The organism is Sphingomonas sp. Root720 (genome assembly GCF_001428605.1).
In the GTDB taxonomy this organism is placed as follows: domain Bacteria; phylum Pseudomonadota; class Alphaproteobacteria; order Sphingomonadales; family Sphingomonadaceae; genus Rhizorhabdus.
In genome coordinates this window covers 117,644-138,698 of the sequence record NZ_LMID01000015.1, presented here as the reverse complement: position 1 = coordinate 138,698, position 21,055 = coordinate 117,644, and the positions used below count along the sequence as shown (strand labels likewise).

General features: G+C 68.6%; 18 protein-coding genes. 10 read left to right on the top strand and 8 right to left on the bottom strand.

The window, feature by feature from the left end; translation table 11 throughout:
• Window positions 1–80 precede the first annotated feature (80 nt).
• From proS to ASE22_RS22775, 6 genes are all read left to right on the top strand, one after another.
• The gene (proS, locus tag ASE22_RS22800; protein WP_056365100.1) at window positions 81–1,394 is read left to right on the top strand and encodes a proline--tRNA ligase; all 1,314 of its coding nucleotides are present in this window, start codon (window positions 81–83) and stop codon (window positions 1,392–1,394) included.
• Between the two features lie 121 nt (window positions 1,395–1,515).
• Window positions 1,516–2,766 carry a lipoprotein-releasing ABC transporter permease subunit gene (locus ASE22_RS22795; protein WP_056365097.1) on the top strand — a complete coding sequence of 417 codons (1,251 nt, stop codon included), beginning with the start codon at window positions 1,516–1,518 and terminating at the stop codon, window positions 2,764–2,766.
• A complete protein-coding gene (locus tag ASE22_RS22790; RefSeq protein WP_056365094.1) occupies window positions 2,759–3,445 on the top strand; it encodes an ABC transporter ATP-binding protein in 687 nt (228 codons plus the stop codon). The genes ASE22_RS22795 and ASE22_RS22790 overlap by 8 nt, the downstream gene beginning before the upstream one ends.
• An 88-nt stretch (window positions 3,446–3,533) precedes the next feature.
• Entirely contained in the window at window positions 3,534–5,405 is a 1,872-nt protein-coding gene (locus tag ASE22_RS22785; protein ID WP_235536337.1) for a pilus assembly protein TadG-related protein, read from the top strand.
• A complete protein-coding gene (locus ASE22_RS22780) occupies window positions 5,402–5,911 on the top strand; it encodes a TadE/TadG family type IV pilus assembly protein (RefSeq protein WP_056365086.1) in 510 nt (169 codons plus the stop codon). The genes ASE22_RS22785 and ASE22_RS22780 overlap by 4 nt, the downstream gene beginning before the upstream one ends.
• A complete protein-coding gene (locus tag ASE22_RS22775; protein ID WP_056365083.1) occupies window positions 5,908–6,315 on the top strand; it encodes a TadE/TadG family type IV pilus assembly protein in 408 nt (135 codons plus the stop codon). Before ASE22_RS22780 ends, ASE22_RS22775 begins: the two co-directional genes overlap by 4 nt.
• A gap of 12 nt (window positions 6,316–6,327) precedes the next feature.
• Here ASE22_RS22775 and ASE22_RS22770 read toward each other — a convergent pair whose 3' ends face one another.
• Complete coding sequence (locus tag ASE22_RS22770; RefSeq protein WP_056365080.1) at window positions 6,328–7,683, bottom strand: hypothetical protein; 1,356 nt, start codon at window positions 7,681–7,683, stop codon at window positions 6,328–6,330.
• A 211-nt stretch (window positions 7,684–7,894) separates the two neighbouring features.
• On the opposite strand from ASE22_RS22770, the gene dnaE reads away from it, so the two are divergent.
• The gene (gene dnaE / locus ASE22_RS22765; protein WP_056365078.1) at window positions 7,895–11,365 is read left to right on the top strand and encodes a DNA polymerase III subunit alpha; all 3,471 of its coding nucleotides are present in this window, start codon (window positions 7,895–7,897) and stop codon (window positions 11,363–11,365) included.
• A 388-nt stretch (window positions 11,366–11,753) separates the two neighbouring features.
• Here the strand turns inward: dnaE and ASE22_RS22760 are convergent, their stop codons facing one another.
• Window positions 11,754–12,410: a DUF4136 domain-containing protein gene (locus ASE22_RS22760; RefSeq protein WP_056365076.1), complete on the bottom strand. Its 657-nt coding sequence runs from the start codon at window positions 12,408–12,410 to the stop codon at window positions 11,754–11,756.
• 123 nt (window positions 12,411–12,533) lie between these two features.
• Window positions 12,534–12,818, bottom strand: a complete 285-nt coding sequence (locus ASE22_RS27210; protein ID WP_056365073.1) for a winged helix DNA-binding protein — start codon at window positions 12,816–12,818, stop codon at window positions 12,534–12,536.
• Between the two features lie 394 nt (window positions 12,819–13,212).
• Here ASE22_RS27210 and ASE22_RS22750 point away from each other — a divergent pair, with 394 nt between their 5' ends.
• Both ASE22_RS22750 and ASE22_RS22745 read left to right on the top strand, forming a co-directional pair.
• Window positions 13,213–14,535, top strand: coding sequence for a hypothetical protein (locus tag ASE22_RS22750; RefSeq protein ID WP_056365069.1), 1,323 nt, complete (start codon window positions 13,213–13,215; stop codon window positions 14,533–14,535).
• A 63-nt stretch (window positions 14,536–14,598) separates the two neighbouring features.
• The gene (locus tag ASE22_RS22745) at window positions 14,599–16,236 is read left to right on the top strand and encodes a ShlB/FhaC/HecB family hemolysin secretion/activation protein (protein WP_056365066.1); all 1,638 of its coding nucleotides are present in this window, start codon (window positions 14,599–14,601) and stop codon (window positions 16,234–16,236) included.
• Between the two features lie 69 nt (window positions 16,237–16,305).
• On the opposite strand, the gene ASE22_RS22740 is transcribed toward ASE22_RS22745, so the two are convergent.
• Entirely contained in the window at window positions 16,306–17,625 is a 1,320-nt protein-coding gene (locus ASE22_RS22740) for a dicarboxylate/amino acid:cation symporter (RefSeq protein ID WP_056365061.1), read from the bottom strand.
• Window positions 17,626–17,778: 153 nt separating this feature from the next.
• Between ASE22_RS22740 and ASE22_RS22735 the strand changes: the two genes are divergently transcribed.
• On the top strand, window positions 17,779–18,792 hold the full coding sequence (locus ASE22_RS22735) for an LLM class flavin-dependent oxidoreductase (RefSeq protein WP_056365057.1): 1,014 nt from the start codon (window positions 17,779–17,781) through the stop codon (window positions 18,790–18,792).
• Between the two features lie 27 nt (window positions 18,793–18,819).
• On the opposite strand, the gene ASE22_RS22730 is transcribed toward ASE22_RS22735, so the two are convergent.
• The 4 genes from ASE22_RS22730 to ASE22_RS22725 are packed head-to-tail and all read right to left on the bottom strand — an operon-like array spanning window position 18,820 to window position 21,047.
• The gene (locus ASE22_RS22730) at window positions 18,820–19,476 is read right to left on the bottom strand and encodes a sulfite oxidase-like oxidoreductase (RefSeq protein WP_056365054.1); all 657 of its coding nucleotides are present in this window, start codon (window positions 19,474–19,476) and stop codon (window positions 18,820–18,822) included.
• A gap of 13 nt (window positions 19,477–19,489) precedes the next feature.
• Window positions 19,490–19,624 carry a hypothetical protein gene (locus ASE22_RS27895; RefSeq protein ID WP_268796350.1) on the bottom strand — a complete coding sequence of 45 codons (135 nt, stop codon included), beginning with the start codon at window positions 19,622–19,624 and terminating at the stop codon, window positions 19,490–19,492.
• Entirely contained in the window at window positions 19,621–19,746 is a 126-nt protein-coding gene (locus ASE22_RS27890; RefSeq protein ID WP_268796349.1) for a hypothetical protein, read from the bottom strand. Before ASE22_RS27890 ends, ASE22_RS27895 begins: the two co-directional genes overlap by 4 nt.
• Window positions 19,743–21,047 (bottom strand): glutamate-5-semialdehyde dehydrogenase, encoded by a 1,305-nt coding sequence (locus ASE22_RS22725; protein ID WP_056365051.1) that lies wholly within the window; start codon window positions 21,045–21,047, stop codon window positions 19,743–19,745. The genes ASE22_RS27890 and ASE22_RS22725 overlap by 4 nt, the downstream gene beginning before the upstream one ends.
• Window positions 21,048–21,055 lie beyond the last annotated feature (8 nt).

Below are 21,055 nucleotides of genomic sequence, written 5' to 3'. Positions count from 1 at the left end.
TAGAATGCGAGGGCGGTTGCCCCGCGCCGCGCGCCCGCATAGGACAGCCGCAGGTCGTTTCACTGTGAGTAACCCGTTTCATGCGCCTCTCCCGTCTTTTCCTCCCCGTGATGAAGGAATCGCCCGCCGACGCCCAGATCGTCAGCCATAAGCTGATGCTGCGCGCCGGGCTGGTCCGTCAGACCGCCGCCGGCATCTATGCCTGGCTGCCGCTGGGCCACCGGGTGCTGCGCAAGATCGAGCAGATCGTCCGCGAGGAGCAGGATCGCGCCGGCGCGATCGAGCTGCTGATGCCGACCATCCAGTCGGCCGACCTGTGGCGCGAATCGGGCCGCTACGACGCCTATGGCCCCGAGATGCTGCGCATCAAGGACCGGCACGACCGCGAGATGCTGTTCGGCCCGACCAACGAGGAGATGATCACCGCGATCTTCCGCGACAATACGCGCAGCTATCGCGACCTGCCGCGTACCCTCTACCATATCCAGTGGAAGTTCCGCGACGAGGTCCGCCCCCGCTTCGGCGTGATGCGCGGCCGCGAGTTCCTGATGAAGGACGCCTACAGCTTCGACCTCGACGCCGAGGGCGCCCGCCACAGCTACAACCGCATGTTCGTCGCCTATCTGCGCACCTATCGGCGGATGGGCCTGTCGGCGATCCCGATGCAGGCCGACACCGGCCCCATCGGCGGCGACCTCAGCCATGAGTTCATCGTCCTCGCCCCGACCGGCGAGAGCGAGGTCTTCTACCACACCAACTGGGACGCCGAGCGTTCGCTCGACGTCGACGCCGACGACGCGGCGGCGCTGCAGGACTTCGTCAGCGGCCTGACCGCCGACTATGCCGCGACCGACGAGAAGCGCGATTCCGCGCGCGAGGCCGAGGCCGGCGACGCGCTCCGGCAGTCGCGCGGCATCGAGGTCGGCCATATCTTCTATTTCGGCACCAAATATTCGGCGGCGATGGGCATGACCGTCCAGGGCCCCGACGGCCAGCCGGTCACCCCGCAGATGGGCAGCTACGGCATCGGCGTGTCGCGCCTCATGGGGGCGATCATCGAGGCCAGCCACGACGACGCCGGCATCGTCTGGCCCGACGCGGTGGCGCCTTATGCCGTCGGCCTGATCAACATGCGGGCCGACGACGCACGCTGCGCGGCGGCCTCCGACGATCTCTATGCCCGGCTGGAGGCGGCCGGCGTCGAGACGCTCTACGACGACCGCGACGAACGCGGCGGCGCCAAGTTCGCGACGATGGACCTGATCGGCCTGCCCTGGCAGATCGTGATCGGCCCCAAGGGACTCGACAAGGGCGTGGTCGAGCTCAAGCGTCGCGCGACCGGCGAGAAGGTCGAGCTGTCGGTCGAGGACGCGCTGGCGAGGGTGAAGGGTTGAATCTGCCCACATCCGTCGCCCCGGCGAAGGCTGGGGTCTCAGGAGAGGCTCGCGACGTTCGATTCGTCCCTGCCGCGCAAGATCCCAGCCTCCGCTGGGATGACGTCCTGTCGGGCGCGCGATGATCCTCAACCGCTACGAACGGATGATCGCCAAGCGCTACCTGCTGCCGGGCAAGGGGGAGGCGTTCATCTTCCTGGTGGCGTCGATCAGCCTCGTCGCGGTCGCGCTCGGCGTCGCGGCGCTGATCGTGGTGATGAGCGTGATGAACGGCTTCCGCGCCGAGCTGTTCGACAAGATCGTCGGGCTCAACGGCCATGCCGTGGTGCAGGGCTATGACGGCAAGCTCGGCGACTGGCGCCGCATCGCCGCCGATGCGCGCAAGCTTCCCGGCGTCACCTCGGCGACGCCGCTGATCGAGCAGCCGCTGATGGCCACCTATGGCGGCCGGGTCGAAGGCGTGCTTGTCCGCGGCATGACGGTCGAGGACATCCGCCGCAATCCGGTGATCCGCGACAAGGTGGTGCGCGGGTCGCTCGACGCGCTGACGCCCGGATCGGGCCGGGTCGCGATCGGCGCGCGGCTGGCCGAGCAGCTCGGCGCCGATCTCGGCACGCAGATCAGCCTGATCAGCCCGCAGGGGCAGACCACCCCGTTCGGCACCGTGCCGCGCATCGTCTCCTACCAGATCGCCGCGATCTTCGAGGTCGGCGTCTACGATTATGACAAGGCGTTCGTGGTGATGCCGATGTCGGACGCGCAGACCCTGCTGATGCTCGACGGCGCGGTCGGCATGATCGAGATCCAGACCGTCGACGCCGACCGGGTGGGGGAGATATTGGCGCCGCTCAAGCCGCGCATCGCCATGCAGGGCGAGATCCGCGACTGGCGCGATCTCAACAGCTCGCTGTTCGAGGCGCTCGCGGTCGAGCGGGTGACGATGTTCATCGTGCTGTCGCTGATCATTCTCGTCGCGGTGTTCAACATATTGTCGTCGCTGATCATGCTGGTGCGCGCCAAGCGCCGCGACATCGCGATCCTGCGCACCATGGGCGCCTCGCGCGGCGCGCTGATGAAGATCTTCATGACGGTCGGCACGGTGATCGGCGTGCTCGGCACCGGGACCGGCATCGCGCTCGGCGCGCTGTTCCTCTTCTACCGCCAGGCGGTGGTCAATTTCGTCCAGTTCGTCACCGGCCAGAATCTCTGGGACCCGTCGATCCGCTTCCTGACCGAGCTTCCCGCCAAGAGCGATCCGGTCGAGGTGACCGCGATCGTCGCCATGGCGCTGGGCTTCAGCTTCCTGTCGACGCTCTATCCGGCGTGGAAGGCGGCGAGCACCGACCCGGTCGAGGTGCTGCGCTATGAGTGACGCGTTCCCGCAACCCGTGCTCGAGCTGCGCGGGGTCAGCCGCACCTTCCACCAGGCCGACGTCGCGATCCACGTCCTGCGCCAGGTCGACCTCGCGATCGCCCCGGGGGAGATCGTCGCGCTGCTCGGGCCGTCGGGCTCGGGCAAGTCGACCCTGCTCCAGGCGGTCGGGCTGCTCGAAGGCGGTTTCGAGGGATCGATTCGCATCGCCGGCGAGGAGGCGGCGCGACTCGATTCGGTCGGGCGCACGCGCGTCCGTCGCGACCGGCTCGGCTTCGTCTACCAGTTCCACCATCTGCTGCCCGATTTCACCGCGGTCGAGAATGTCGTGCTGCCGCAGCTCATCCACGGCGCGGACAACGCGCCGGCGCGCGAACGGGCGGAGAGCCTGCTCACCGCGCTCGGCCTCGCGCAGCGGCTCGGCCATCGCCCGTCGCAGCTTTCGGGCGGCGAGCAGCAGCGCGTCGCCGTCGCCCGCGCGCTCGCCAACCGGCCGGCGCTGGTGCTGGCCGACGAGCCGACCGGCAATCTCGACGAGAGCACCGCCGACATCGTGCTGGCCGAATTCCTGCGGCTGGTTCGCCACGAGGGGTCGGCCGCGCTGGTCGCCACCCATAATGAACGGCTGGCGGCGCGGATGGACCGGGTGGTGCGGCTTCATGAAGGACGGCTCGACTGACCGTCACGGTCCGTTAACCGTCCGTACCACCGCTTTGTTAAGCATTCGCCGCTAGACGGGCCGCATGGTCCGGGGCTGGATTCGTTCGATGGCGTTCCATGCGCGCCGCATGATCCGCGACGCGCGCGGCGGCGTGGCGCTGATCGGCGCCCTGTCGCTGACCACGCTGGTCGGCATGGGCGCCTTCGCGGTGGAGGCGACGCGCGGCTATGCCGCCGACGCGACCAACCAGCGCATCGCCGATTCGGCCGCACTGGCGGGCGCGCTCGCCTACAACGTCAACAACAACGCCAGCGAGATGACCGCGACCGCCAAGGCCGTGGTCGTCGCGCAGGGGCTGCCGGCGAGTGCGGCGACCGTCGCGCTCGTCACCGACTCGGCGACCGCCAAGCAACTCGTCCGGGTCACCGTCACGACCTCGGTGCCGCTGGCGCTAGGGCGGGTCTTCACCGCGGCGCTCGCCTATGACGTCACGGCGGTCGGGTCGGCGACCACGACGACGACGACGACGACGGCGCCGCCCTGCATCGCCGCCCTGTCCAGCACCCCCAGCTACGGCATCACCATGAGCGGCGGCACCTCGCTCAGCGCGCCGGGCTGCGCGATCGACACCAATGCCGGGATCACCGTGCCCTGGGGCACGTATATCACCGCCAAGCAGGCGAATGCCGGCAAGAGCGTCGACAATCCCGGCAAGGGCCTGACGACATCGCCCACCGCGAACAACATCGCGCAGAACAAGGCCAATGCCGCCAGCGACTGGATGAAGGACAACACCGCCCTCAAGACGGCTCTGTGCCAGGTCAACAAACTGACCGGCGGCACCGACGCCGACTATGCCGACTACAACACCGCGTGCCTCACGCCGCTGGTGACGCCGACGAGCTATACCAACACGAGCACGGAGGACTGGAACCTCAACTACAGCCCGGCGCCCAATGTCGCGGGGTTCCGCACCGGCAACAGCACCTATGTCATCCCGTCGTCCGGGACGCTGCGGCAGATCCGGACGCTGACCCTGGCGGGCGGCATCACCGCGGCCTTCCAGGGGCCCGTCGATCTGCGGATCAACGCGGTCGACATGAGCGGCAACGGCCTGACCATCGGCGACGGCGACGTGATCGTGATCAGCACCTTCGGCTTCAACAGCGGAAACACCATCACCATCGGCAACGGCAACCACAGCTTCGGTTCGCTGGCGGTCACGGGGGGCCGCACGCTCAATATCGGCACCGGCAACCTGAATGTGACCGGTGCCATCACGATGGACGGCGGCAGCTACATCTATGCCAATGTCAGCGTCGGCAACACCGTGGCGATCGGCAACAACGGCACCAACGCGATCAGTATCGGCGGGGGCAGCAAGCTGTGCTTCGCCGGCGGTAGCGGCGGCAACTGCTCCGCGCCGAGCGCGGCGGCGGGCACGTTCAGCGCCAATGGCCAGGTCTCGACCAGCGGGGGCAGCACCATCGTCTTCCCAAAGGCGACGACGCATGTCATCAACGGCGACCTCAGCCTCAACGGCAGCTCGACCTTCGGATCGGGCACCTACGTCATCAAGGGCGGGTTCACCAACAACACCGGCGGGACCATGGCCGGGACCGACGTGACCTTCGCGCTCGGCGGCACCTTCACCCTGTCGGGCGGCACCTCGCTCGACCTGTCGGCGCCCGGCGCCGGCGCCAGCTACGGCATCCCGGGCCTCCTCATCGCGACCAAGACCTCCGCGGCGACGCTGATCGGCGGGGGATCGGGCAACAAATATGCCGGGCTGCTCTATGCGCCAAGGTCGGACCTGACCCTCAAGGGCGGCGCCTCGATGTCGGCCTATGGCAGCAACTGCCTGATGATGATCCTCAATACGCTGTCGCTGCTGGAAGGCGGCGCGGCTTCGACCGGTACCTGCTCGGGCCTGTCGGGCTCGTCGAGCAGCACCGCCAATGTGGCGCTCTTCAAATGATCCGGCGCCATCTCCTCCGGCTCCGCGACGAGCAGCGCGGCGTGGCGACGATCGAGTTCGCGCTGCTGTCGGTGCTGTTCTTCTTCGTGATGACCGCCGGGCTCGACCTCGGCATGTGGTACCAGCAGCGGCTGCGGCTCGACGGCGCGGTCGAGCAGGGGTCGATGATCGCCTTCAACAGCCGCGCCAGCGTCGACCAGGCCGCGATCGGCACCTATGTCGCGGCCGCCGCCCGGCTGTCGACCGCGCCGACGGTGACCGTCGGCTGCAACGGCGGCACCGCCAACTGCGTCAACAGCGCGCGGACCTGCGCCTGCGTCAGCGGCGCCGCGCCGGCGCCGACCTATACGGTGGCCGCCTGCAACGCGACCTGTCCGGACGGCAGCCTTTCGGGCTATTATATGAATATAAAGGCGGTCTCGACGGCGAACACCATGCTCGTTCCGGCGGCGATGCTGGGCGGAAGCATGATCCAGACGCGCAGCGCCGTGGTGCGCCTGCAATGATCCGCCTGCTGCGCGATCGCCGCGGCGTGACCGCGACCGAGTTCGCGCTGGTCGCGCCCGCCTTCCTGATGTTCATGTTCCTGATGATCGACGGCGCGCGGATGGTCTGGACCTACCAGGCGCTGCAGGAGGTCGCGACCAACAGCGCGCGCTGCGCCGCGCTCGGCGCCACCGGTTGCAAGACCTCGGCCGAGGTGCGGGACTATGCGGTCGCCCGCGCCGCCGCCAACGGCATCAAGCTGGCGACGGGGGCCGTGACCCTCACCCCGGCCGCCACGTGCTTGTCGGTCGGGGGGATGACCAGGGTCGCGATCTCGTCCACCTACCAGGGCGCCTCGACCAAGCTGCTGCCGAGCAGCCTGACCGCGATGAACACCGAAAGCTGCTTCCCGACGGCGTCCTGATCGGATGGGGCCTCACAGCGTATAGAGATACGCGACCAGGTCCTTCTTCTCGTCCGAGGTCAGGCCGGTCCCCAGCACGATGTTGAAGAACTCGACCACGTCGTCGAGCGTCATCAGCCGGTCGTCGTGCAGATAGGGCGGCGAGTCCTTGATGCCGCGCAGGGTGAAGGTCTTGATCGGGCCGTCGGCCGAGGCGAAGCGGCCGTTGATCATCTTCGGCTTGAAGAAGCGCTCGGTGCGCAGGTTGTGCATCAGGTTGTCGGTGAAATACGGCCCGCTGTGGCACACCGCGCACTCGCCCTTGCCGTTGAAGACCGCCTCGCCGCGCAGCTCGGCGGCGGTCGCCTTCTTCGGGTCGAGCCTGCCCAGCACGGTCAGCTTGGGCGCTGGCGGAAAGTCCAGCAGTTCCTGGAACTCGGCCATGGCGTGGACCTGGTCGGCGCGGTTGAGCGTGTTGACGCCCTTTTTCGCCCCGGTCGTCGGGTCGCCGTCGAAATAGGCGGCGCGCTGCTCGAATTCGGTGAAGTCCTCGACCGTCTTGAGCGCGCGCTGCGACCCGAACAGCCGCTGGATGTTGACGCCGCGCAGCGACGGCGTGTCGATGCGGTGGCGGAATTCGTTGGGCCGGATGTCGCCGACCGTATGGGTCGCGGCGTTGGTGTGGCCGTTGGCGTGGCAGTCGAAGCAGGCGACGCCCAGGCTGGGCGCCAGGCTGCGCCGGTCGTCGGTGGCGTTGAACTGCTGCTGCGGGAAGGGCGTCAGCAGCAGGCGCAGGCCGTCGAGCTGCTTGGGATTGAGCACGTCCTTGAACAGCATCCAGTAATTCTGGGTGGTGACGAGCTGGCCCTTCGATACGTCGCCCAGGTCGGGCCGCGTCGTCAGGAAGATCGGCGCCGGGAATTTCGGCAGCATGTGATCGGGCAGGTCGAAGTCGAGGTCGAACCGCGCGATGTCGCGGCCGGTCTGCCTGCGGGTTTCGTCGATCGCGAATTTCGGGAAGATCATGCCGCCCGCTTCATGGTGCGGATGCGGCAGGGGATAGAAGCCGGCGGGCCAGAGGCCTTTCGCCTGGATCTCCTCGGGCGACATCGCCGCGAGCTGGTCCCAGGTGACGCCGGCCGGCAGCCTGACGCGCACGCCGCCCTGCACGGCCTTGCCGCCCGCCATCTCGACCCCGGCCGCCGGGCGGTTGGACAGGTCGTAGCGTTCGGCCAGCATGTCCTGCTGGCGCTTGGCGAATTTGGGTTTTTCCTTCTGCGTCGACTGAACGAGCTGAGAAAAATCCATGTCGTCCGCAGCGATCGTCGCCGCTCCCGCAAACAAGGCGGTGACGAGGATAAATATCCGCTTTCGGCTGATCTTGAGCACGGCAACCTCCCTGAAAGTCGATCGATGCGCTACCCCATGGAAAGGGTTATGCTCATAACCGAGGAGATCAATCCGGGATCATACTCATTTTCGCGCTATTATATCGATGACAGATATTCAGATTCTCGATTGGTCGGCCCATTCTGACGAATATGTGGATAAGCCGCCCTTGGGGGGTGGCGAATCCGGTACGGCCGCATAGATTGGGCCCATGGCCTACCAACCCTTCGTTCCGCTGCGGATCTTCTCCGCCTACACGATGCTCGAAGGTGCGATCGATCCCAAGGCGATCGCGAAACATGCGAAGAAGCTCGGCTTCCCGGCGGCGGCGCTGACCGACCGCAATGGCCTCTACGCCGCCATGGCCTTCGCCGACGGCGCGAAGAAGGAAGGCGTCCAGCCGATCATCGGCACGATGCTGGCGATCCGGCGCCCCGGCATCGACCAGCTGATCATCGACTGGCTGGCGCTCTACGCGCAGGACATGACGGGCTACGACAATCTCTGCGCGCTCGTCTCGGCCGCGCATCTCGAACGGCCGGTGCATGAGGACGCGCATATCCCGCTGTCGACGCTCGAAGGGCGCACCGACGGCCTGATCGCGCTGACGGCGGGCCGCGAGGGCGCGCTGACCCGGCTGCTGGCGGGCGAGCAGGCGACCGCCGCCGCGAGCTATGCCGACACGCTGCAGGCGCTGTTCCCCAACCGGCTCTACGTCGAGCTGGTCCGCCGCGACGACCCGATCGAGGAGGCGGCCGAGGAAGCGCTGATCGAACTCGCCTATGCGCGCGATCTGCCGCTGGTCGCGACCAACCCGGCCTGCTTCGCCGAACCCGATTTCCACGCCGCGCACGATGCGATGCTGTGCATCGCCAGCTCGTCCTACATCGACACGGTCGAACGGCCGCGCAGCTCGCCCGACCTGTGGCTCAAGCCCGCCGCCGACATGGCGAAGCGGTTCGAGGACGTGCCCGAGGCGCTCGCCAACACGCTGGTGGTGGCGCAGCGCTGCGCGGTTTCCGCGCCCTATCGCAAGCCGATCCTCCCCAGCCTCGCGGGCGACCGCGAGGGCGAGGCCGAAGCGCTCCGCAATGACGCGCGCACGGGCCTCGAGAAACGGTTGGAGAAGCTCGGCATCACCGACGCGGAGCAGCGGAAGGGCTATTTCGACCGGCTCGAATTCGAGACCGACATCATCATCAGGATGGGCTTTCCCGGCTATTTCCTGATCGTCGCCGACTTCATCAAATGGGCCAAGGATCACGACATCCCGGTCGGTCCGGGCCGTGGTTCGGGCGCGGGCTCGGTCGTCGCCTGGGCGCTGACCATCACCGATCTCGATCCGCTGCGGCTGGGCCTGCTGTTCGAACGCTTCCTCAACCCCGAACGCGTGTCGATGCCCGACTTCGACATCGACTTCTGCGAAACCCGGCGTGGCGAGGTGATCCGCTACGTCCAGCAGAAATACGGCCGCGACCAGGTCGCGCAGATCATCACCTTCGGTAAGCTGAAGGCGCGCGCGGTGCTCAAGGACACCGGCCGCGTGCTGCAGATGAGCTATGGCCAGGTCGACCGGCTCGCCAAGCTCATCCCCAACCATCCGACCGACCCCTGGACGCTCGATCGCGCGCTCAACGGCGTGCCCGAAATGGCCGCCGAATATAAGGGCGACATCGAGGTCCGCCGCCTGCTCGACCTGGCGATGAAGCTCGAGGGCCTGCCGCGCCACAGCTCGACCCACGCGGCCGGCGTGGTGATCGGCGACCGGCGGCTCGATGCGCTGGTGCCGCTCTATCGCGATCCGCGCTCGGACATGCCCGTCACCCAGTTCGACATGAAATATGTCGAGGGCGCGGGCCTGGTGAAGTTCGACTTTCTCGGTCTCAAGACGCTGTCGGTGCTGCAGAAGGCCGTCCAGTTCCTGAAGGCGCGCGGGATCGAGGTCGATCTCGATTCGCTCGCCTGGGACGATCCCGAGGTCTATGCCCTGCTCCAGCGCGGCGACACGGTCGGCGTGTTCCAGCTCGAATCCGAAGGCATGCGCCGCACGCTGGCGGCGGTCCGCCCGACCTGCTTCGAGGACATCATCGCGCTGGTGTCGCTCTACCGGCCCGGCCCGATGGACAATATCCCGACCTTCGGCGCCCGCAAGAACGGGCGTGAGGAGATCGAATATCCGCATCCGCTGCTCGAGGGCATCCTGGCCGAGACCTACGGGATCTTCGTCTATCAGGAACAGGTGATGCAGGCGGCGCAGATCCTCGCCGGCTATTCGCTCGGCGACGCCGACCTGCTGCGCCGCGCGATGGGCAAGAAGATCAAGGCGGAGATGGATGCCCAGCGCAGCCGCTTCGTCGACGGCTGCGCCAGGAACGACATCGGCGCGGCCAAGGCCAACGAGCTGTTCGACTTGATCGACAAGTTCGCGGGCTACGGCTTCAACAAGAGCCACGCTGCCGCCTATGCGCTCGTTGCCTATCACACCGCCTGGCTGAAGGCGCATCACAAGGCCGAATTCTACGCGGCCTCGATGTGCTACGACATGCATCAGACCGACAAGCTGGCGATCTTCATCGATGACATGCGCCGCCTGGGCGTCCAGTGCCTCGGCCCCTGCATCAGCCATAGCGAGGCGGAGTTTTCGGTCGAGGAGAAGGACGGCGCGCTGTTCGTCCGCTATGCGCTCGGCGCGCTCAAGGGCGTCGGCGAGAAGGCGATGGAGCAGCTGGTCGAGGAGCGGAAGGCCAAGGGCGCCTTCCGGAATCTCGAGGATTTCGCCGACCGGATCGATCCGCGCCTGATCAACCGCCGCCAGCTCGAAAGCCTGGCCGGGGGCGGCGCCTTCGACAGCATCGAGACCGAGCGGGCCGGTGTCTTCGCCTCCGCCGAACTGATCCTTGCCCATGCGTCCAGCGCGGCCGACCAGCGCGAGAGCGGGCAGGGCGGCCTGTTCGGCGACAGCCCGGCGGCGCTTGCCCCGATCCGGATCGACCGGGGGCTCCACTGGACCCTGGCCGATCGCATGTCGGCCGAAAAGGAGAGCTTCGGCTTCTACTTCTCCTCGCACCCCACCGACCAGGTGCGCCACCTGGCCGAGGCAAATGGCGCGCGCAGCTTCGCCGCGCTCTGCGCGCTGCCGGCACCGGTCGACGGCGGACGGGTCAATTCGGTGATGTCGGCGCTGATCGAGGATGCGCGCTACCGTACCTCGGCCCGGGGCAAGCGCTACATGATGGCGACCTGCTCCGATTCGAGCGGGCAGTTCATCGCGACCTGCTTCGAGGAGAATGCCTCGGCGGAGCTCGAAAGCGCGGCGCGATCGGGGGCGTGCGCGCTGCTCCGGGTGGAACTCGACTGGCGCGCGGGCGAGGAAACCCCGCGGATTACCGTGCGCGGGCTGCAGAGCTACGAATCGATGCAGCAGATCCGGCTGCGGATCGATGTCGAGACCGCCGACCCGGCGACGATGCCGGCGCTCGCGGCGCTGATGGCCGAGGAGCGCGGCGGGCGCGGCGAGATGTATCTGAAGGCGATCCTGCCCGACGGCGCCCAGGCGCAGGTGCTGCTCGGCCGCGACTTCCAGCTCGATGCCGAGCTGGTCGCCCGGATCGAGCGGTTGCCGGGCATGACCGCCCGGATCGGCACGCTCGCAGGCAGGCCGCATCTGTCGGTGGTGGGTTAGGCCAGGGCCGTCCCGCCGAACTCGGGTGTGTCGTCGCCCAACGTCCGAGACGCGTCCCCACCCTCGTCACCCCGGGCCTGACCCGGGGTCCCGCTTCTTTCCCTTCCATCGAATGGGACCAAGTGGGGACTAATTATCGCCTCTGCACGTCGGCTGGCCGTCCGGCTTGAGGGCCGGGAAGCGGGCCCCCCGGGTCAAGCCCGGGTGACGGGCGCATGCGGTGGTGAACGACTGTTTCCGGCGTGCCCCGGGCCGCGCACGGCCGGCCGAAAAGATCGGGCGCTGACCGCGATAAGCGATGCAGCGCCCGTGTCGCGATGGATCCCGAACCGGGTTCGGGATGACGAGAGGCGCGTCGGCGTGCCCGGCTTCCCGGACACGCCGGCGATTATTTGCCCTTCTTCTCCGGCGCGATGGTGATGCGCACCTCCTCGCCCGACTGGCCGGGGAAGTTGGTGAACAGCGCCTCGACCAGGTTCGGCACCAGCTTGGGCAGCGCGTCCTCGAGCGAGCGGGCCTTGGCCTTGCCTTCGAACACATGCTTGCCGTCCGCCGAGCGCTCGATCACCATCTCGGCGTGGCTGGTGTAGACGGTGTAGGTGTCGATCTGCTGGTACCAGGGATCATACCAGAAAGGGTCCCAGCCATAATAGAAGGCCGATCCGTAGCCCCAGCGGCGGCCATAGGGGCCGCCCCAGCCGCCCCATGGCCCGAAGGCCGGGCCGGGCGTCGGGCGCGACACCGTCTTCGGCTGGCCCTGGTCGACGCCATAGCCGAACTTCACGACCAGCTCGGGCCTGGCGCCGCCCTCGACCGGACGATAGCCGTAGGATGCCAGGCGCTGGGTGACGAGGCCGGCATATTGGGCGAACTCCAGCCCGCCGTCGTTGCGCGCATCGGCGGCGACGACCGCGAAGGTCTGGCCCTCGGGAACCGGTAGCGCCTGGAAACGCGATACCTTGGCCTCGAATGGCTGGGTACACGCGGAAACCGCCAGAAGCGCGAGCGGTGCTGCGACGGCGAGGAACTTGCGGAGAATCGGCATTGTCGGATGCGCCTTGTCTTTCCTGAAGCTCCGGAGGAGCGGGCTTCAACCTAGTTCAGCCACAGTTTATCGCAAGCGTGGCGTGAACAAGGGTTGAACGTTCGGCACAGCGCAGGGTTGCGATCAGCGGGGTATTCCTTCGCCGATCAGCTGGAAGAAGCGCGACATCGCGGCGACCGCCGAGTCGGTCAGCCGGACGACCGTCCTCCGGCCGTCGAGGTCGTCGCGCTCGCGCCGGATCATGCCCGCATCCTCGAGCTCCTGGATGCGGCGAAGCAGCGACGTGTTCGATTGGTCGAGCTCGTTGTGGAGTTGCTTCACGCATATCCGCCGATCGGCCAACTGTCCGGAAAAGCAGAGCAGCATGATGTCCCAGCAGGAATCCCGGAACACCGCATCGGGGAACATACCGCGCTGAATCCGCCGCCATCGCAGCGAGCGATCCGAAAGATGGCGCAGCCTCTCTCTTTCGACGGGCGGAGGACGGCAGCCTTGAGGGGCGTTGATGGCGGACAACAGCGCGGCCAGTTCGTCATCGGATACCGAAGGGGCAAAGTCGTTGCGAGAAGACCCGATAGTGGCCACCCTATAGCTCCAATCCCCTCCGCAAATCATTGATCTGGATTAGTCCGCTTTCCCCAAAGCGGCCGATATCCTGCGAATGCATTGTTCATGCATAGTTTCCATATCTGTCCTCCACTACGCAAAGATACCTATGCTGCTTTTTGATCCGGAAGCGGAGCTAACGGAACGGCCGCCCGGCGCGGAAGATTACTGGGGGATTAAAGCAGTGGAGGTTGCGATGTATCCCAGACAATTCGGGTCGGCCGGCGGGCTTTTGCTGGCATCGGTGGCGGCGCTCGCCCTGGCGGGCTGTGACAGTACAGGCGGCATGCGCGTCGCAGGCGTCGGCCAGGTTCCGGCGACCCCGGTCGACGGCGGTGACGGCTCCGGCGACGGCGGCTCCGGCGGGACCGGCGGCGACAATGGCAGCGGTAGCGGCTCGGGCTCGGGCGGCACCGGCTCGGGCGGCACCGGATCGGGTGGCACCGGTTCGGGCGGCGGTACCGGCGGTACCGGAGGCGGCACCGGCACCGGCGGCACGGGCAGCGGTCTGCTGGCCACGGCGCCCGTTCCCGGCCTGGTCGGCTCCGACGGCGTCGCCGAGACCGGCCTGCTCGCCAACACCGGCAACCCATCCAACACCGGCCCGCTCGGGCCGGTGCTCGTGTCGGCGGGCAATGCCGTGCTCGACGCCAACGGCCAGACGCCGACGCTGGTCCAGGCAGTCGACGGCGCGGTTCCCGGATCGGTGCAAATTGCGGGTACGGTCTCGAAGCTGCTCGAATCGACCGGCCAGGCGCTCGTCGATACCGGTCAGGGCAAGACCTATCTGGTCGACGGGCTGACCGCGGCGGTCGGGGAAGCGGTCGCGCTCAACGTCGTCGGCAAGAATGTCCTGCCGGGCAGCGGATCGCAGCTCGTCGGCACCAGCGTCCTGTCGGCCAGCCAGAATGCCGGCACGCTCGCGACGGTCGGCGTCGATGCGGCGGGCAATGTCGTGAAGGCGGTGGCGACGCCGCTCGGCACCGACAGCGCGGCGATCGTCTCGGCGGTGCTGCCGGGCGGCACCGGCGGCGCGGGCCTCGGCAATGCCGGCGCCGTCACGGGCCAGGCCGTCGGCGCGACGGTGGGCGGCAACCAGCTGCTCGGCTCCGCGGGTACCACCCCGCTGGTCGGTGCGAGCGTGCTCTCGCCGACCCAGACGACCGGCAGCCTGGCGAGCGCCGGGGTCGGATCGGGCGGCAATCTCGTCTCCGCCACGGTCGGCCCGGTCGCGGGCGCGAGCGGCGGCGGGGCCGTCGCCGGTTCGGCCGGCGCGCTGCCGGTCAACGGGCTCGCCACCGTGTCGGTCGGCAACAACACGGTGCTCAACGGCGGCAGCAGTCCGCTGGTCGGCGCGGGCGTGCTGTCGGGCGGCAATGTCGTCTCCGCGACGGTCGGCGGGCTGACCGCGCCCCTGACCGGATCGGCCACCGGATCGGCCACCGGTTCGGCCTCGGGCGGTGCGACGACGCCGGGCGCGGGCAGTCTCGTCGGCGGTCTGCTCGGTCGGGGCAACTGATCCGTCGGGGGCGGCGCGGAGGCTCCGCCCCCGGTCCGGTTTTTCTCCAACAGGGATGTACGCATGACGCGATCGACCAGGCTGCTCGCGGCCGGGATGTTCCTTGCCGCGCCGGTCGCGGCCGCGCAGGCCCAATCGCCGCTGATCCTCGACCGCAACCGGGCCGACCGCGTCCAGCCGGTGACGCCGACAATGGCCGACCCGGCCCGCGAGGCTCCCGCCGCCGCGGCGCCGGTGATCGAGGGCGGCGCCGAGCAGGGCGGCACCGCGATCCGTGCGATCCAGTTCGTCGGCACCAAGGCGCCCGCCGAGGCGGCCCGGGCGGCGGAAGCCTTCATCGGCAAGCCGGCGACTCGCTCCACCCTCCAGGACGTCGCCGCCGCCATATCGAGCGGCTATGCGAAGGCGGACGTCGCGCTCTACTCGGTGCTGATCCCCAACCAGGACATTTCCGACGGCATATTGCGGGTGGTCCTGATCGAAGGCGCGGTCGAGCGGGTGATCGTCACCGACAAGTCGACCGGCCGGGCGCGGCGCCTGATCGCTGCGATCGCCGCCCGGCTGACCGGGGAAGCGCCGCTGCGCAAATCGACGCTGCAGCGCTATGTCTCGCTGATCCAGGATGTTCCCGGCACGAAGACCGACATCGACATCGTCGCGGGATCGGGGCGCGGCCTCGTCCGCGTCGTGCTGACCGTCACCGACCGGAAGAACCTGTTCTCGGCGGGCTTCGACAACCGCGCGGGCGCCACCTATCGCGGCGGCGAGTTCACGGCCAAGGCATCGCTCTACCACCTGCTGCGCGGCGGCGACCAGACCGACGTCGCGCTCGGCGCCTCGGCCAATTTCAAGAACTACCGCTACGCCTCGCTGACGCATTCGACGGCGATCGGCCAGGACGGCGGACGGCTCGCGCTCTCGCTCGGCTACCTCACGACCAGGCCGCGCAATTCGCCGATCACCGGCAATGCGGAGATTGCCGGGATCACCTACAGCTATCCGCTGATCCGCGATTACCGGCGCAACCTGACCGCCTCGGTCGGGGTCGACGGATTGAACAGCGACAATGCCGCCTTCGGCCAGTTGATCGCCAGCGAGCGTACCCGCGCGGTCCGCGTCGCGCTCGGCTATGTCGAGGCGTTGCCGAAGCGCACCCTGACCGGCGGCGTCACCCTCAGCCAGGGCTTCGACGCGCTGGGGGCAAGGGTCACCGCGCTGCTGGCCGAGACGAAATTCCGCAAGGTGAACGCCCGCGCCAGCATCGATCAGGCGGTGGGCAAGCGGATCGTCGCCCGGCTCCGCGTCAACGGCCAGTATAGCCGCGACCGGCTCCCCGCCGCCGAACGCTTCGCGGTGGGCGGCGACGACTATGGCAGGGCGTTCGAGGTGGCTGTGCTCAGCGCCGATCGCGGCGTAGCGGGCCTGTTCGAGCTGGCGGTGAAGCCCCTGATGACGTCGAAGACCTTCGGCAATACGGAGGTCTACGGCTTCGTCGACGCGGCGAAGCTGCGCATCCTCGATCGCGGGCCCTTTCCGGGCGGCACCTTCGACCTCGCCTCGGCGGGCGGCGGCGTGCGGCTGAGCTATACCACCAAGGCGGCGTTGTTCCTGGAGGCGGCGAAGCCGATCGACCGGCCCTATGCGGGCTACGGCAAGGACTGGCGCATCTCACTCGGCTGGCGGTTGTCGCTGCGGTCGTAGGGGCGGCCTGGCTACCGTCCCCCTTCTCCCTCTCCGGCTACCGACGGCGGCGACCGGAGGAAGGCAAGGTCACGCCTCCGCCGCCAGCACGCCCTCCGGCACCGGTTCCTCCAATATGCCCTCGCGCTTGGCGACGATCATCGGCACCAGGATCTGGCCGGCGACGTTGATCGCGGTGCGGCCCATGTCGAGGATCGGGTCGATCGCCAGCAGGAGCCCCGCGCCTTCGAGCGGCAGGCCGAGCGTCGACAGCGTCAGGGTCAGCATCACCGTCGCGCCGGTCAGCCCGGCGGTCGCGGCCGATCCGAGCACCGAGGTGAAGACGATCAGGCCATAGTCGGTCAGGCCGAGCGGCAGGCCGTAGAACTGCGCGACGAAGATCGCCGAGACCGCCGGATAGAGCGCGGCGCAGCCGTCCATCTTGGTCGTCGATCCCAGCGGCACCGCGAAGGAGGCATAGCTGCGCGGGACGCCGAGCATCTCGGCCGACCGCTCGGTGACGGGCAGGGTGCCGACCGACGATCGCGAGACGAAGCCGAGCTGGATCGCTGGCCAGGCGCCCGTGAAGAAGCGGCGCGGGCTGATCCCGTTGAGCAGCAGCAGGGCCGGGTAGACGAGCAGCAGGATGATCGCGAGGCCGATATAGATGGCGGCGGCATAGGCGCTGAGCCCGGCCAGCGCGTCCCAGCCATATTTGACGATCGCCGTGCCGATCAGCCCGGCGCTGCCGATCGGGGTCAGCCGGATCACCCACCAGAGCAGCCGCCGCATGATCGCGAGCATCCCGCGCACGAAGCCGATGAAGGGCTCGGCCGCCGCCCCCGCGCGCAGCGCCGCCGCGCCGACCGCGATCGATACGACGATGATCTGGAGGGCGTTGAAGCCCAGCGTCGTGGTGACGGTGCCGTCGTCGCCGGTCTTGCTGGTCGCGGCGATGCCGAGGATGTTGGAGGGCACCAGGCCCTTGAGGAAGTCGAGCCAGCTCCCGATCGTCTTGGGCGTCACGGCCTCGGCCGGGATCGCGCCGGACCCGACGCCCGGCTGGATCAGCAGGCCCAGGCCGATGCCGAGCGTCACCGCGATCAGCGCGGTGATCGCGAACCAGAGCAGCGTCTGTCCGACCAGCCGCGCGGCGTTGTTGAGGTCGCGCAGGTTGACGATCGAGCTGACGATCGCCGCGAAGATCAGCGGCGGCACCAGCGTCTTGAGCAGCTGGACGAAGATCGCGCCGACCAGGTCCAGCGTCTGCGCCAGTCCGTTGGGCGCGCCGCCGACCGGACCGATCGTGCGGGCGGCGAGGCCGAGCAGAACGCCGACCGCCATGCCTGTCAGCACCTGCAGGCCGAAGCTGCCGAGATAGCGGGACGATCCTTTGGCGGCGACGGACATCGCGTGGTTCTCGCACAGGGGAGTGCAGCGAAGGTGGGACGGGCCGGCCGTCTCCACAAACGAGATTAGCTTACAGGTCCGACAGACAGTCTATCGCCGATCATGGTGGTTTTGCCGGCCCCGCGACCTACATATATCCGAACAGGAGTTCCCATGGTCGCCCTATCCATCCTCGATCTGGTCCGCGTGACCGAAGACACCGATGCCCGCGGGGCGATCGACAATGCCCGCGATCTGGCGGTCCATGCCGAAGGCTGGGGCTATCGCCGCTTCTGGGTGGCCGAGCATCACAACATGGCGGGCATCGCCAGCGCCGCGACGTCGATCGTGCTGTCGCACGTCGCCGCCGGGACCAGCACGATCCGGGTCGGCGCGGGCGGCATCATGCTGCCCAACCACTCGCCGCTGATCATCGCCGAGCAGTTCGGCACGCTCGCCCGGCTCTATCCGGGCCGGATAGATCTCGGCCTGGGCCGCGCGCCGGGCACCGACCAGCTGACCGTGCGCGCGCTGCGCCGCCGGCACGATGCCGACAGCTTCCCGCAGGACGTGCTCGAGCTTCAGCATTATTTCGAACCGGTGCGGCCCGACCAGCAGGTCCAGGCCGTGCCCGCGGCCGGCACGCGCGTGCCGCTGTGGATATTGGGATCGAGCACCTACGGCGCCCAGCTCGCCGCCGAACTGGGCCTGCCTTACGCCTTCGCCTCGCATTTCGCGCCGCAGCAGCTGATGGACGCGCTGCGCATCTATCGCGATCGCTTCAAGCCGTCGGCGCAGCTCGACCGTCCCTATGCGGTGGTCGGCGTCAACATCGTCGCCGCCGACACCGATGCGGAGGCGCGGCGGCTGGCGACCACCCAGCAGATGTCCTTCGCCAACATCTTCCGCGGCGCCCGCACGCTGAGCCAGCCGCCGATCGACGATATCGAGAGCTACTGGTCGCCGGCCGAGCGCTTCCAGGCGCAGCAGATGCTGGCGCGCTCGATCGTCGGATCGCGCGAGACCGTCGCTACGGGCATCGACGCGCTGGTCGCGGAGACCGGCGCCGACGAACTCATGATCGTGTCGGACGTCTACGACCATGCGCTGCGGCTGAAGTCGTTCGAGCTGATCGCGGGCGCGGCCGGTGGGCAACGGGTGGCGGAGCGGCGCGAGGCCACGGCCTGAAGCGGGCCCTGAAGCACGCCCAGCCCGTCAGCTATAGCGTTCCTCGGCCCAGGGGTCGCCGCGCATGTGATAGCCGTTCACTTCCCAGAAGCCCGGCTTGTCCGCGCCGAGAAAGTCGATCCCGCCGATCCATTTGGCGCTCTTCCAGAAATAGAGGTGCGGGATCACCAGGCGGACCGGCCCGCCATGCTCGCGGGTAAGCGGCTTGCCCTGCCAGCTGTGGACGAGGATCGCTTCCGGGGCCGCGAAATCGGCCAGCGGGACGTTGGTGGTATAGCCGTCATAGCCGTGCAGCATCAGATGGCCCGCCTCGTCACGCGGCCCGACCAGGTCGAGCAGGTCGCGGGTGGCGACCCCGGTCCAGTCGTTGTCGTAGCGCGACCAGCTCGTGACGCAGTGGATGTCCGAGCGCGCCTGCGTCTGCGGCAGGGCCATGAAGGCGGCCCAGTCGAGCGTCGCCGGACGGTCGACCATCCCCGCGATCTTGAGCTTCCACCGCTCGCGGGAAATGTCGGGTTGCTTGCCGAGGTCGAGCACGGGCCAGTCGCGGACGACATGCTGGCCAGGCGGCAGGCGGTTCTCCTCGGATCGGGCCGCCGTACCGGTGATGAACTTGCGCTTGTCCGCCCAGGCGCGCTTGGTGCGGGTAAGCTTGGTTTCCGGTGGAAGCTTCTCGTCGCTCATGGCCTCATCCGCCTCAGGGTTGACGATCGTCCGGGTTGCGCGTGTCGAACCGTGCCTCGCCGACCTCGACGCCATGCTTCCGTATGAAGCGCGCCAGGGCCCAGGCGCCGCCGATCGTCAGCAGTCCGATCGCGATGACCAGTATCACGCCGATGGGCTGTTATAGTTCAAACCCATCTGGGTGAGGGCGAGAAAGCCGGTGATCAGGATCACATAGACGCCACCCGATACGGCGCGTTTGGCGCGCTTCGGCTGGTCGTCCGGGATCATGGCCGCAACTGCCCCGATCCGCGCACCAGCCATTTATAGGTGGTGAGCCCTTCCAGCGCGACCGGGCCGCGCGCGTGGAGGCGGCCGGTCGAGATGCCGATCTCGGCGCCCAGCCCGAACTCGCCGCCGTCGGCGAACTGGGTCGAGGCGTTGTGCATCACGATCGCGCTGTCGACCTGGGCGAGGAAGCGGTCGGCCACGGCCTGGTCCTCGGTGACGATCGCATCGGTATGGTGCGAGCTGTGGCGGGCGATGTGCGCCATCGCGCCCTCGACGCCGTCGACCATCGCCACCGAGACGATGCTGTCGAGATATTCGCAGTCCCAGTCGCTGTCGGCGGCGGGCAGGATGCGGGGATCGAGCCCGCGTGCCTCGGCATCGCCGCGCACCTCGCAGCCGGCCTCGATCAGCGCGGCGACGATCGCCCCCGGCGCGCCATAGGCGCGGTCGAGCAGCAGCGTCTCGGTCGCGCCGCAGACGCCGGTGCGGCGCATCTTGGCGTTGACGGCCAGCGGCACCGCCTTGGCGGCGTCGGCCGCGCGGTCGATGTAGAGATGGACGATGCCGTCGAGATGGGCGAGCACCGGCACGCGCGCCTCGTCCTGGACGCGCGCGACCAGGCTCTTGCCGCCGCGCGGGACGATGATGTCGATCAGCCCCTGCGCCGCCAGCATCGCGCCGACCGCGGCGCGGTCGGTGGTGGGAACGAGCTGGATCGCGTCCTCGGGCAGGCCCGCGGCGCGCAGGCCGTCGAGCAGCGCGGCGTGGATCGCGTGGTTGCTGGCGGTCGCCTCCGATCCGCCGCGCAGGATGCAGGCATTGCCCGACATCAGCGACAGCGCACCCGCATCGGCGGTCACGTTGGGCCGGCTTTCGTAGATGATGCCGATCACGCCCAGCGGCACCCGGACGCGCTGGAGGAGCAGCCCGTTGGGGCGGCGCGCCTCGTCGATCGTCTGGCCGACCGGATCGGGCAGGGCGGCGACCGCCTCCAGCCCGGCGGCGACGCCCTCGAGCCGCGCGGGATCGAGCGTCAGCCGGTCGATCAGCGCGGCGGTCAGCCCGTTCGCCCGCGCGCGGGCCACATCCTCGGCATTGGCGGCGAGGATCGCGCCGGCCCGGGCACGGATCGCCTTCGCGGCCGCGACCAGCGCCTTCGCCTTGTCGGCGGTCGGCGTCCCCGCCAGCCGGACGGCGGCGGCGCGCGCGCGCCGGCCCATGTCCGCGATCAGCGCGGCGGAATCCTCTGGGGCGGAGGCGCTGGGGGTGTCGGCGGGGCGGATGGCAACGGCTTCGGTCATGCGCCGCC